This is a genomic window from Bordetella sp. MIP270_01_BMS (assembly GCF_054958705.1).
Genome location: NZ_CM143297.1, coordinates 1,803,509 through 1,815,803, shown reverse-complemented (window position 1 = coordinate 1,815,803; position 12,295 = coordinate 1,803,509). Strand labels below are relative to the sequence as shown.

11 protein-coding genes are annotated in these 12,295 nt (G+C 64.0%); 5 read left to right on the top strand and 6 right to left on the bottom strand.

Annotated elements, in window-relative coordinates; all coding sequences use genetic code 11:
- Window positions 1–16: 16 nt before the first annotated feature.
- The 3 genes from ACV17W_RS08495 to ACV17W_RS08485 all read left to right on the top strand — a co-directional run bounded on the left by ACV17W_RS08495 (window position 17) and on the right by ACV17W_RS08485 (window position 3,561).
- Window positions 17–1,297 (top strand): TRAP transporter large permease, encoded by a 1,281-nt coding sequence (locus ACV17W_RS08495; protein WP_462595985.1) that lies wholly within the window; start codon window positions 17–19, stop codon window positions 1,295–1,297.
- Window positions 1,287–2,540 carry an FAD-dependent oxidoreductase gene (locus ACV17W_RS08490; RefSeq protein ID WP_462596499.1) on the top strand — a complete coding sequence of 418 codons (1,254 nt, stop codon included), beginning with the start codon at window positions 1,287–1,289 and terminating at the stop codon, window positions 2,538–2,540. The genes ACV17W_RS08495 and ACV17W_RS08490 overlap by 11 nt, the downstream gene beginning before the upstream one ends.
- Before the next feature lie 79 nt (window positions 2,541–2,619).
- Window positions 2,620–3,561, top strand: coding sequence for a LysR family transcriptional regulator (locus ACV17W_RS08485; protein WP_462595984.1), 942 nt, complete (start codon window positions 2,620–2,622; stop codon window positions 3,559–3,561).
- A gap of 104 nt (window positions 3,562–3,665) precedes the next feature.
- Here ACV17W_RS08485 and minE read toward each other — a convergent pair whose 3' ends face one another.
- From minE to ACV17W_RS08465, 4 genes are all read right to left on the bottom strand, one after another.
- Window positions 3,666–3,926, bottom strand: coding sequence for a cell division topological specificity factor MinE (gene minE, locus ACV17W_RS08480; protein ID WP_462595983.1), 261 nt, complete (start codon window positions 3,924–3,926; stop codon window positions 3,666–3,668).
- Between the two features lie 3 nt (window positions 3,927–3,929).
- Entirely contained in the window at window positions 3,930–4,745 is an 816-nt protein-coding gene (gene minD, locus ACV17W_RS08475; protein ID WP_462595982.1) for a septum site-determining protein MinD, read from the bottom strand.
- Window positions 4,746–4,850: 105 nt separating this feature from the next.
- Window positions 4,851–5,684, bottom strand: a complete 834-nt coding sequence (gene minC / locus ACV17W_RS08470; RefSeq protein ID WP_462595981.1) for a septum site-determining protein MinC — start codon at window positions 5,682–5,684, stop codon at window positions 4,851–4,853.
- An 11-nt stretch (window positions 5,685–5,695) separates the two neighbouring features.
- Complete coding sequence (locus ACV17W_RS08465; protein ID WP_462595980.1) at window positions 5,696–7,459, bottom strand: glutamine--tRNA ligase/YqeY domain fusion protein; 1,764 nt, start codon at window positions 7,457–7,459, stop codon at window positions 5,696–5,698.
- A 115-nt stretch (window positions 7,460–7,574) separates the two neighbouring features.
- Here ACV17W_RS08465 and ACV17W_RS08460 point away from each other — a divergent pair, with 115 nt between their 5' ends.
- On the top strand, window positions 7,575–8,918 hold the full coding sequence (locus tag ACV17W_RS08460) for a cytochrome ubiquinol oxidase subunit I (RefSeq protein WP_462595979.1): 1,344 nt from the start codon (window positions 7,575–7,577) through the stop codon (window positions 8,916–8,918).
- Window positions 8,915–9,946, top strand: a complete 1,032-nt coding sequence (locus tag ACV17W_RS08455) for a cytochrome d ubiquinol oxidase subunit II (protein ID WP_462595978.1) — start codon at window positions 8,915–8,917, stop codon at window positions 9,944–9,946. The genes ACV17W_RS08460 and ACV17W_RS08455 overlap by 4 nt, the downstream gene beginning before the upstream one ends.
- A gap of 9 nt (window positions 9,947–9,955) precedes the next feature.
- Here the strand turns inward: ACV17W_RS08455 and risK are convergent, their stop codons facing one another.
- Together risK and ACV17W_RS08445 are read right to left on the bottom strand one after the other, a co-directional pair.
- Entirely contained in the window at window positions 9,956–11,428 is a 1,473-nt protein-coding gene (gene risK / locus ACV17W_RS08450; protein ID WP_462595977.1) for a sensor histidine kinase RisK, read from the bottom strand.
- A 16-nt stretch (window positions 11,429–11,444) separates the two neighbouring features.
- A complete protein-coding gene (locus ACV17W_RS08445) occupies window positions 11,445–12,146 on the bottom strand; it encodes a response regulator (RefSeq protein WP_462595976.1) in 702 nt (233 codons plus the stop codon).
- Window positions 12,147–12,295 lie beyond the last annotated feature (149 nt).

Genomic DNA, 12,295 nt, shown 5'->3' with positions numbered 1-12,295 from the left:
CAGGAGAATAGCCAATATGTTGACAGCGGCCATCGTTATTTTGCTGCTCATGATGGGGGCGACGATCCCGGTTGCCGTCGCCCTCATCGTTCTGGCCTTTGTGCTGGGTGGTCTTTTTTCCGATTTTCCGTTCTATCTCGCTGCGGGCGAGGTGTTGTGGACCAATTCAGAAAATTACACCCTGATCGCGATTCCCTTGTTTGTATTGATAGGTGAAATCCTGGTCCGATGTGGGAGCGCGCGCAAAGCCTATACCGTCATGGATTCGTGGCTGTCGTGGTTGCCGGGCGGGCTGGTCCACGCCAACGTGGGTGCGTCGGTACTGTTCTCGGCAACCAGCGGATCCAGCGTGGCGACTGCAGCCACTATCAGCACCATCGCGCTGCCGGAAGGGCGCAGGCTGGGCTACAGCGAGGGCATTTTCGCGGGCGCCGTTGCGGCCGGAGGCACGTTGGGAATCCTCATTCCACCCTCGATCAGCCTCATCATCTACGGAATATTTACCGAGACCTCCATTCCCCAGCTGTTCGCGGCCGGTGTCATTCCCGGGCTGATGCTGGCTGGATTGTTCTCCATCGCGGTGATCATCTGCAGCGTTATCAACCCCTCCATCAGCGGGCAACGGGCAAAGTACAGCTGGGGGACGCGGATAATGGGCCTGATCGGGCTCCTGCCGTTGCTATTGCTGTTCGTCGTGGTGGTGGGCTCGATCTATGCGGGCCTGGCGACGCCGACCGAAGCCGCCGCCATAGGAGTGATCGCGGCCATGGGTCTGGCAGTGGCAGCCAGGACATTCAGTATTGCCATGTTCATGGATGCGTTGCTGGCGACCCTGCGCACGACCGCAATGATCATGCTGATCGTGCTCGCTTCGTATTTTCTGAACTTTGTATTGTCCACCCTGGGTATCAACGATCAGATAGAGGCGTTGTTCGCAGGCTTGAACATCACCCCTCTGGAAACCCTGCTGATCGTTTTCGCAATCTATTTATTGCTTGGCATGTTCATCGAGACATTGTCGCTGATGGTCATTACGTTACCGGTGCTGGCGCCCATTGTGTTCGCGCAAGGCTACGACAAGGTGTGGTTTGGCGTGGTGGTCATCATCTTGATCGAGATGGCGCTGATAACGCCTCCTGTGGGCCTGAATTTATATGTGGTCCAGGGCGTCAGGAAGCGGGGCAGCATTCTGGACATCATCATCGGGGCTGTGCCTTTTGTGTTGGCGATGCTGTTCATGCTGTATCTGCTGGTGATGTTCCCCCAGCTCGCGCTCTACCTGCCGAATCAAATTTGAGCGTCTAAGCCTACGGAAGAATCAGCTGATCATGAGCCAACGTAAAGTCGTCGTGGTAGGGGCGGGGGTTGTGGGCGTCGTCACTGCCGAAGCCCTTGGCGAGCGAGGTTATGCCGTGACCGTGCTCGAACGCAACAGTGAGGCGGCCGCGGGAACCAGTGCCGGGAACGCCGGCCAGCTGTGCGGCGCCTTCTGTCTGCCATTCGGAGCACCAGGATTTTTCGCATCGTTCGTGCAAAGAACCCTGGCAGGGTTGGGGTCAGGCATGCGCCCTCTGGATGTCCTGAAGAATCTGCGGTGGCTGAGCAAATTCATCACGAACAGCGGGCAGGCAGCTTATGTGCGAAATAGCGAAACAATGCTGCAACTCGCTGCCGAGTCGGTGGGTGCGCTCGACGCGTTGCTGCGGCGTCAGCCGGTGGAGTTTGACTACAGAAAGCATTGCGGGAAGTTGTATCTTTACGAAGACCCCAAGGCGCTGGAGTCCGCCAACCTGCTGCTGGACCTGCGGCGGCGTGTGGGTTTCGACGCCCGTGCGGTCAGCGAGGAGGAGTGCAGGCAGATCGAACCCTTGCTGGCGCAGTCCCGTTATCGCTATGGGGGGGGCATCTATTCGACGGACTCCAGCGTCGGAAATTGCGCGCTGTTCACCCGCAATCTGGCGTCGCGACTGCAGGCGAACGGGGTCGTTTTCCGCTATGGGGCGGTCGCCGAACGCTTGGTCGTCCAGCAAGGCAAGGTGCGCGGTGTCGCCCTGCGCGATGAGGTGTTGGAAGCCGACCTGGTGGTTCTGGCCAGCGCAACGGGAACGCGTGCGTTGTTGCCTACGCGTCTGGCCCGGCGTTTTCCTGTGGCGCCGTTGAAGGGGTACAGCGTGAGTCTGCCTCTGCGAGGGCCTGCCCCGTCTGGCACGATCAGCGATACCAAGCGGGCGGTGGCCTTCAGTGTATTGGGCGACAAGCTGCGCGTCAGCGGGGGCGCTTACCTGAGCTCGTCGATGGACTCGTCCGGGCGCGAGATTGAACGCATTCTCGACGTGGCGCGACACAGCTTTCCCGATGCGGCCGACTACGACGCCGGAAGAAGACGTGGCTGGGCGGGCCTGCGTCCCGTGACGCCTACTTCCGCTCCGTATATCGGCCGCACCGATCTCCCAGGTCTGTATATGAATACCGGACACGGTGGGTTTGGGTGGACGTGTGCGGCGGCATCGGCTCAGCGTCTGGTTGCCGCCATCGAATAAGATATCGAATCGTTACAACATATCTTCGGTGGGCCAAGATCAGCGCCGGGCAACTGAGCGAGGCCGATCGTACGTATTCATGACGTTCGAACAACTTCATAGTTTCTACCTGGTTGCGACACTCGGCTCGTTTCAGAAGGCGGCCGAGCGGCTGCATGCCACGCAGCCCACGATTTCTGCCCGCGTCAAGACGCTTGAAGTGTCGATGAAGACCAAACTGTTCGACCGTCGCGGTTACCGTGCGGTGCTGACTTTGGACGGGCACCGGTTCCTGTCTTATGTCGAACGCTTGTTGAAGCTCAAAGACGCGGCCATGGCGGATATTGCCGGCCTGAACGTCGCGCAGAGCGCGATACGCGTGGGGGCGTCGGATTCCATGGCCAACACCTGGGTGCCGGATCTGATGCTGGAGCTGTCTACCGCCTACCGGGGTATCTGCTTCGATCTGAACGTGGCGGCATCTCCGCGTCTGTTGGAAGATGTCATGAACCAGCGCCTGGATATTGCTTTTCTGCTCCAGCCCGCTACCGCGGGAGCGTTGATAATCGAGCCGCTATGCAGTTTCGAGATGATTCTCGCGGCGTCGCCTGCGCTGGGTTTGCACGAAACGGTGTTGCGCTACGAAGATATCAACCACTGCAATGTGCTGACTTTCGACCGCAGTACCGAGCCTTATCTCACGCTCAAGAAAGATCTTGAAGCTGCCAATGTGTTGCCGCGACTGAGTGCGATATCTTCGCTGTACGCCGCCACGCTGCTGGCCGAGAAAGGCCTGGGCGTCGCGGCGCTGCCCAGACTCACGCTGGCAGACTCATTATCGAATGGCCGCCTGGTAGAGCTGAAAACAGAGCTTTCATTGACGCCGCTGGATTTCTGCGCAGCGTACTATGACGGGCCGTCAGCCCCCACCTTTGCCCTGCTGGCGAAATGGGCAGAGAAAGTGTGCCGCAGAGTGTGTGACGATCTTGCCGCGTCGGTCGCCGGGCAAGATGCCATCAGAGCCGTTGATCCCGCGCGGTAGTGTGCTGAGGTGCGATTGACGTTCGGCGCCCTGCAATTCCACGCAGAACGGCCCGGGCAAGCGTCGCGCTTGCCCGGGCCGACTGATCTGAAGCCGTTGTGCGTTCAGACTTCTTTCTGCGGCATCTCGATCTTGACTTCCAGGACTTCGAGCGTGTCCTGCCGTTCAAGGTGCACCTTGATGTCGTCGGGGTTGATGTTCACGTACTTCGAAATGACGGCGACCAGTTCCTGCTGCAATTGCGGCAGATAGTCGGGCGACGAGCCACGGCCCGTGCGTTCGTGGGCCAGGATGATTTGCAGGCGTTCCTTGGCGACGACCGCAGAGGTTTTCTTCTGGCCAAGCAGAAACGACAGGAAGGACATTGCTTACTTCCCTCCGAACAGGCGCTTGAACAGGCCGGGTTTTTCGTAATCGACAAAGCGCAGCGGCTTGTCTTCGCCCAGATAGCGGGCCACCACGTCTTTGTAGGCTTCGGCCACATCGGTCTCGCGCAGGTGAATGGCTGGCAGGCCCTGGTTCGAGGCCTGCAGAACGGCTTCGGATTCCGGGATCACGCCGATGAGCTTGATACGCAGGATGTCTTCGATGTCGGTCAAGGACAGCATTTCGCCATCGAGCACGCGCTTGGGGCTGTAGCGCGTGAGCAGCAGGAATTCCTTGACGGGCTCTTCGCCTTCGACGGCACGGCGCGATTTGGCGGACAAGATGCCCAGGATGCGATCGGAGTCGCGTACCGACGAGACTTCGGGGTTGGTGACGACCAGCGCATCGTCAGCGAAGTACGCGGCCATCAGGGCCCCGGTTTCGATGCCGGCGGGCGAGTCGCAGACGATGTACTCGAAGCCCATCTGCTTGAGGTCTTCGATGACCTTGCCCACGCCTTCCTGGGTGAGGGCGTCTTTATCGCGGGTCTGCGAGGCGGGCAGGATGAACAGGTTTTCGAGCTGCTTGTCCTTGATCAGCGCCTGGTTGAGCGTTGCTTCGCCCTGGATTACGTTGACGAAGTCATACACGACACGGCGTTCGCAGCCCATGATGAGATCGAGGTTGCGCAGGCCGACGTCGAAGTCGATGACGGCCGTTTTGTGGCCACGCATAGCCAAGCCGGCGGAAAAACTGGCGCTGCTGGTCGTCTTGCCAACCCCGCCCTTGCCGGAAGTCACCACAACAATTCGTGTCATGACCGTTTAACCCTTATGTTCGAATAAATCGCGTTATCGTAAAGCAAAAAGCCGCTGTAAGGCTTCTTACCAGATGTAGGCGGGGGCGTTGCTCCCCGCCCTTCATTATTTGCGCAAGGCCTCGAGGCGCAATGTTTCGCCATCGAGGTAGACCAGCGCGGGTTGGTTATGCAGGCTGCTGTCGAGCTTGGCCTCGACCACCCGGTACACACCCGCCACCGCCAGCAGCTCAGCGTCGAGCTGGGTGGTGAAGATGCGTGCCGACGTGTCGCCCCGCGCGCCGGCCATCGCCTTGCCGCGCAATGGACCATACACGTGCACATTGCCGTCGGCAATGACTTCGGCGCCCTGGCTGACCATGCCGATCACGACCAGGTCGGTATGGCGCGCATACACGCGCTGGCCCGAACGCAGCGGCTTGGTGATCACCAGCGCCGATGCGGGCAGCGTGGCGCCCGGTTGGGCATGCGCCGGCGCGATCTTGGCGGGCTCGGCGGCAGCAGGTTCGGACGCGGCATCATCGGCGGCCGGGGCGGCGGTTTCCAGTGCGGCCGCCGGCACCGCCGGAACGGGCGCGGCCAGATCGGCTGGCGCGGCGGTTTCCACGGCGGGCACGGGGCGTGCCGTGGGCGTGGAAAGTTCCACCATTGCCAGCCCGGCGTCCTGGGCTGCCTTCAGGTTCGCTCCCTCAGCGACCACGCCGATGGGGGGCAGGTTGTGACGGCGCAGGGCCTCCAGCAGCGCGGGCCAGTCGATGGGGCTGTCGACGCGGCTGGCGTCGATCACCACAGGTTCGTTCTCGAAGAAGCTGCCCGCATCGGCCATGCGGCGATCGAGCGCGGCGGACAACTGCTGCAGGTCGGCGCTGTGCAGCACCACCCGTACGGCGTACAGCGTGGCGCTTTTGAAGTCGAGGGCGAGGGGTTTGTCAGTGGTCATTGGAAACGTGTTCAGGCCGTGGCCCAGGAGTCGCGCAGCGTGACGATGCGGTTCAGTACCGGCGCCTCGGGGGTCGAGTCTTTGCTGTCTACCGTGAAATAGCCCAGCCGTTCGAACTGCCACGTGGCGCCCGCCTCGAGGGCAGTGCCCGGCTCGAGCCAGGCCTGCACGGTTTCGCGCGAATTCGGGTTCAGGCAGGCGATGAAGTCCTTGTCGCCGGTGTCGGGATAGGGATCGGAAAACAGGCGGTCGTACAGGTGCACGCTGGCCGGGACCGCGTGCGCCGCGCTGACCCAGGTGATGTTGCCTTTCACCTTGACGCTGTCGGCGCCCGGCGTGCCGCTCTTGGTGTCGGGCAGGTATTCGGCCTGCACTTCGATCACGCGGCCGGATTCGTCTTTGGTGCAGCCCGTGCAGCGCACGACGTAGCCGTACTTCAGACGCACCGTATTGCCGGGATACAGCCGGAAGTACTTCTTGGGCGGATCTTCCCGGAAATCGTCGCGCTCGATCCAGAGTTCGCGCGAGAAGGGGAATTCGCGCACGCCGGCAGCAGGGTCGTGCGGGTTGCGGGGCGCGGTGCAGGATTCCTGCTGGCCTTCGGGGTAGTTGGTGAGGACGAGCTTGAGCGGGTCGAGCACGGCCACCGAGCGGGGTGCAACGGGGTCGAGGTCGTCGCGCACCGCCTGTTCGAGCAGGCTGTAGTCGATGCGCGAGTCGGATTTCGACACGGCGGTGCGGTCGCAGAACAGGCGGATGGCCGAGGGCGTGTAGCCGCGCCGGCGAAGGCCGAACAGCGTGGGCATGCGGGGATCGTCCCAGCCGTCGACATAGCCTTCCCGCACCAGCTGCAACAGCTTGCGCTTGCTGGTGACCACGTAGGTGAGATTCAGGCGGGCGAACTCGTATTGGTGCGGCAAGGGCCGGGCCAGCTTGCCGAGTTCGGCCAGGCGCGCCAGGATCCAGTCATAGTAGGGGCGCTGGTCTTCGAATTCGAGCGTGCAGATGCTGTGGGTGATGCCTTCCAGGGCGTCCTCGACCGGATGGGCCCAGCTGTACAAGGGGTAGATGCACCACTGGTTTCCGGTGCGGTGGTGCGTGGCATGCCGCACGCGGTACATGACCGGGTCGCGCAGATTGATGTTGGGCGACGCCATGTCGATCTTGGCCCGCAGCACCAGGCTGCCGTCCGGATGCTTGCCGTCACGCATTTCGGCCAGCAGGGCCAGCGACTCACTGGCGGGCCGGTCGCGCCACGGGGAGGCCACGCCGGGTTCGGTCAGGGTGCCGCGATTGGCACGGATCTGCTCGGGCGACTGTTCGTCGACGTAGGCGTGGCCGGCCTCGATCAGGGCCTGCGCGAACTCGTACATGAAGCCGAAATAGTCGCTGGCGAAGTACAGGTGCTCGTTGCCGTTGGCGTTCCAGTCAAAGCCGAGCCAGCGGACCGCCTCGACGATGGCGTCGACGTATTCCTGGTCTTCCTTTTCGGGATTGGTGTCGTCGAAGCGCAGGTGGCATACGCCGCCGTATTCCCGGGCCAGGCCGAAATTCACGCAGATGCTCTTGGCATGGCCGATGTGCAGGTAGCCATTGGGCTCGGGCGGAAACCGCGTGCGGATGCGGGCGGGGTCGGGCGCGCCCTGCATTTGCACCGAGGCCGGGCCGGGGGCTCCCGCCCAGCGCTTGCCCTGAAAACGGTCGGCCTGCAGATCATCTTCGATAATGTTGCGCAGGAAATTGGTGGCTGCAGTCGGCGTGGGGGCGGTGGTCATGCTCGAGGAGTAGGAAAAGACAGCGGCAAAGCGTCAATTTTGCCACGTTCGCACCCCGATACCGTTGTAAACCTGTCCCCATCTGCCGGAAACTGGCTCTACACTACCGGCCATCATGGATATCGTCCCTCTGCTACTGGCCCGCATCCAGTTCACCGCCAGCCTGAGTTTCCTGGCGCTGTTCATGGCCCTGTCACTGGCCCTTTCCTGGTTGCTGCTGTTTTTCAAAGTGCGCGCGCACCGCAGCGGGCATCCCGGCTGGACGGCCGCATACCGGTTCTGGGTACGTTTTTTCGCCCTGTCCTTCGTGCTGGGCCTCGCCGCGGCGCTGCCCGTGCTGATCCAGCTGGGCAGCCTGTGGCCCGGCCTGATGGACAAGATCGGCAATGTGGCCGGGCCGCTCATCGGCTTCGGCGTGCTGTCGGTATTCATCCTGAAATCGTGCTTCCTGGGCGTGATGCTGTTCGGTCAGCGGCGCGTCTCCCAGGGCATGCACACCATGGCGGTGTTCATGGTGGCGGTGGGGCAGGCGGCGACCCTGTTCTGGGTGCTGGCACTGCAGTCATGGGTGCAGACCCCTGCCGGGGCCACTCTGATCGACGCACGCTACCAGGTGTACGACTGGCAGGCCGTGATCTTCAATCCGTCCCTGCCCTGGAATCTGGGCCTGATGGCCTTGTGGTCCGCCTTGGCGGCCGCCTTTCTGATCCTGGGCGTCACTGCGCTGCAGGCGCTGCGCCGCCGGCTCGACGACGGTGAACGATGCGCCTTCAGGACCGCGCTGGTGGTGGCGGTGGCCGCCTCACTGCTGCAGGGGCCGGTGCTGGACGGGGCCGGGCGCGTCATGGCTGAGCATCAGCCTGCCAAGGCAGCTGCCGCGGCGGGTTTCTGGCATAGCGGACCCGAGCCCGCCTGGACGGTGTTCGGATGGCCCGATGCCAGGGCGCAGGCCACGCGCGCCGAGCTGACGCTTGCCGGGACGGGCGGTGCCTGGCTGGGCCGTAACCCGCAGGGCCAGTACGAAGGACTGGACAAGTTCTCCGGCATGCAGCCGCCGGTCGCCATCACTTTCTGGTCGCTGCGGGTGGCCATGATGCTGGGCCTGGCCATGCTGTTCGTCTCGCTGCTCACGCTGGCCCTGACCGCCCGGCGCGGGCTCGACCCGTCGCTGCTGCCGTCCTGGTGGCTGCGCATTATCGTGGCCATGCTGTATGCCGGGGGCGCCGCGGTGCTGGCCGGCGGGGTTTTCTCAGTGGCCGGCATGCAGCCGTATGCCGTCAACGCCACCATTACGCAAACCGAAGTGCTGGGCGCGTCGGGGGTACCGGTGCTGGCAGCAAGCCTGGCGGGCTATCTGATCCTGTATGCCGTGCTGCTGACGGCGTTCAACGGCATGCTCTTTCACGCCGCGCGCTACGGCGTGGTGCCGGTGCGCAAACCCGGAGGATTGACGCAATGATCGACATGCTGGCCGCATCGCTGGGGGTCAACTCCAGCGATCCGACCTTCTGGATGCCTTTGGTGTTCATGGGTTTGCTGTTCCTGCTGATTGCCGGCGGCGTGGTGCTCGATGGTTTCGACCTGGGCGTGGGCATGCTGCTGCCGCTGGCGCCCACCGACGAGCGCGGCCGCATGATGGCCCTGCTCAGCCCCTGGCGCGACGCGAACGAGTTCTGGCCGCTGCTGGGCATCGGCCTGTTCGCATCGGCGTTTCCCCTGGCCTGGGGAGCCGTGTTCGGCAAGTTATATGGCCCGCTGGCGCTGATGGCGTTGGGCCTGGCGCTGCGCAGCGTGTCTTTTGAATTCCGCATCCGCGCTCGCAGCGAACTCAAGCCGCGCTGGATTTTCGGCTTCTGGCTCGGATCGGTGGCGACGGCTTTTGCGCAGGGCCTGATCCTGGGGCGTATCGCCACCGGCTACCAGACCGCGGCGGGCTACGGCTGGTTTGCCATCATTATGGGGCTGTGCGCCGTGGCCGCCTACGTATTGCTGGGCGCGGCCTGGCTCGTGATGCGGGTCGATGGCGAGCTGCAGCGGCGTGCGGCGCGGTGGGGGCGGCTGGCGATCCGCTGGACGGCGGTCGGCATGGTGGCGACATCGGTGATGCTGGGCCTGGCTAATGCGGGAATCTTCTACAAATGGAGCAATCCGCCGGGTCTGGTGGTGGCGGTGGTGGTATGGAGCTTGATGCTGCTGTGCCTGTCGAACATCGAGATGCGCCTTTCCCGCGTGCCCGGCAGGGGCGAACACCACAGCTGGCTGCCGTTCGTGCTCTGCATAGTGCTGTACCTGCTGATGCTGGCGGGCCTGGCCTACAGTCTGTTCCCGTACCTGATCCTGGACGACATGACGCTGTGGGACGGTACGGCGTCGATCGGGTCGATGCGTCTGGTGCTGGCGGGCGCCGTCATTGGCGTGCCGGTTGTGGTGATATTCAACCTGCTGGCCTATCGCTCGGTGTTCGGCAAGGAACGGCGCACGGCCTGAACGCGGGCGCTATGCCGTACGCGACCTGGTGTCGCCGGAGCCGTCTTGCAGCGGCAGGGTAATGCGCACCAGCAGGCCGCCGCTGTCGGCCTGGCGCAGTTCCAACGCACCGCCGTGGGCCCTGGCAATGGCTTCGGCCAAAGCCAGGCCCAGCCCGACATTGCCGCTGCGGGTTCGGGCATCGTCGAGACGCGCAAAGGGGCGCAATGCCTCGGCACGGCGCTCGGCGGCAATGCCGGGCCCGTGATCGGAAACCTCCAGCACGGCCTGCGCGCCGGACCGCTGCAGGTGGATATCGATCGGTGGCTTGCCATGGTGCAGGGCATTGCCGATGAGGTTGTCCAGCAGGCGGCCCAGCGCGACCGCGTCGGCGCGCAGCGTCATGGGTTCGTCCGGCACGGCCAGCGTGATGTCGGTGCCGGTGCTCTGCCAGCCCGCCACGCGTTCCGACAGCCATTCCGGCAACGCCAGCGCAGCATAGCGATACCCTGCGGGGTCGGTGCCGCGCACGAATCCGATGAACTGGTCCACCATGTGCTGCATGTCCTGCAAGTCTTTGCGCAGCCCTTCTTTCAGGACGGGGTCGTCCGCCATTTCGATGCGCAGCCACATGCGCGACAACGGGCCTTTCAGATCGTGCGGCAACCCGGACAGCAGCGTGCGCCGCACGGATTCCGATTCGGCCAGGGCGTCGAGCATGGCATTGAAGCGTTCGCCGAGTGCGCGGGTTTCGTGCGGACCAGAGGGTTCTACGCGTTGCGGCTGACCGGCAGCAAGTCGGTCGGCCGCTTCGGCCAGCCGCGTCAGCGGCCGGGTGATGTGCCAGGAAAAGCCGGCCGCCAGCAATAACACCAGGCCCATGCCTCCCAGCCATACGGCAAGCAGTGGCGTGGACACCGGCGGATCGAGCCGCTCAAGCGGGATGACCAGCCATTCCCGCAGGCGGGGGGCCTCTTCAGAATCGGGATTGCGTGCCAGTGAAATAAAGATCTCGGGCTCCGGGCCATGCGACAGCGCGACGCGCGTGCCGTCGTTGAGCCGGTCGTTCAGTTCGCGGATGAGACCGCGAAGTTCGCGCCGCAGGTCGTCAGGCTGCCCGTCGCGCGCATGCCGCGCGCGCTGGCGGTCACCGTCGTTGGCGCGCCCGGCATCGTCGCGCGCCCCTGCGCCAGACGCCGGGGTCCGTGTGAATCGTTGCAGGCGGGCGTCGGCGGGCAGCGTGCGCGACCACAGGCGCCACTGGTTCTGCGAGGCATTACGCACGAACTCCGCGCGATCTTCGGTGGGTATCTGCGACAGCGCCGCCCGCAGGGTGCGGATAGTGGTGGCGATGTAGCCGATGGCAACGTCTTCAAGGAATTTCTGGCGATAGTAAGACACCGTAGCCAGCGTGGCGGCCTGCGCCAGCAGCACGGCGCCCAGTACGAGCAGGATCAGGCGCGACCGCAGCGAACGCGGCAACAGGAAGCGGGTGAGGTTCATACAGCGCTGCGCGGGCTCAGGGCGAGAAACGGTACCCGATACCCCATACCGTCTGGATCCAGCGAGGTTGCTTCGGATCGTCTTCGATGGCGCGGCGCAGGCGCAGGATGGCGATGTCGATGGCGCGGTCGTTGCGCTCGCCGCCGTCGTCGTCGCGGGCCAGTGCCAGCAAGCGCTCGCGCGACAGGGGCTTGCCGGCATTGCGGACCAGCGCTTCCAGCAGATTGATTTCGCCGCCGGTCAGCTTGACGGGCTCGCCCTCGCGCAGCAGTTGCCGCAGCGCAGGGTCGAACACAAACGGACCGAAGCTGACCGGCACATCTTTGGTCAGCGCCGACGGTCCGCGTTTGCGGCGCAGCACCGCTTCGATGCGCGCCAGCAATTCGCGCGGGTCGAACGGCTTGCCCAGGTAGTCGTCGGCCCCGGCTTCCAGGCCGATGATGCGGTCCACGGCCTCGTCGCGCGCCGTCAGGAGGATCACCGGGATGTCTTCGCCTTGTTCGCGCAGGCGCCGGCAGGCGTCCGCGCCGTCGCCGCCCGGAAGCATGCGGTCGAGCACGAGCAGGTCGGGGGCGTAGCGCGCGATGCGCGCGGCAAGATCGCTGGCATCGGGCGCGAGCAGGGTGTCGTAGCCGTGCCGGTTCAGGTAGTCGGCCAGCAGCTGGCGCAGGGCGGGGTCGTCATCAACGACCAACAGCTTGGTATGCGGAGTATCCATGAGCGCCATAGTGGCCGGGCACGGCCGGTCCGGCAAGGGGCGGGAAATACATTGAAATATAACGCGCCCTGCGTGGAGCCGGCGGGGGCCACTAAAATAGCCGGCTTGAGTCTTTTTCGCCTGCCACGTTCGATCACGATGCCCCGATT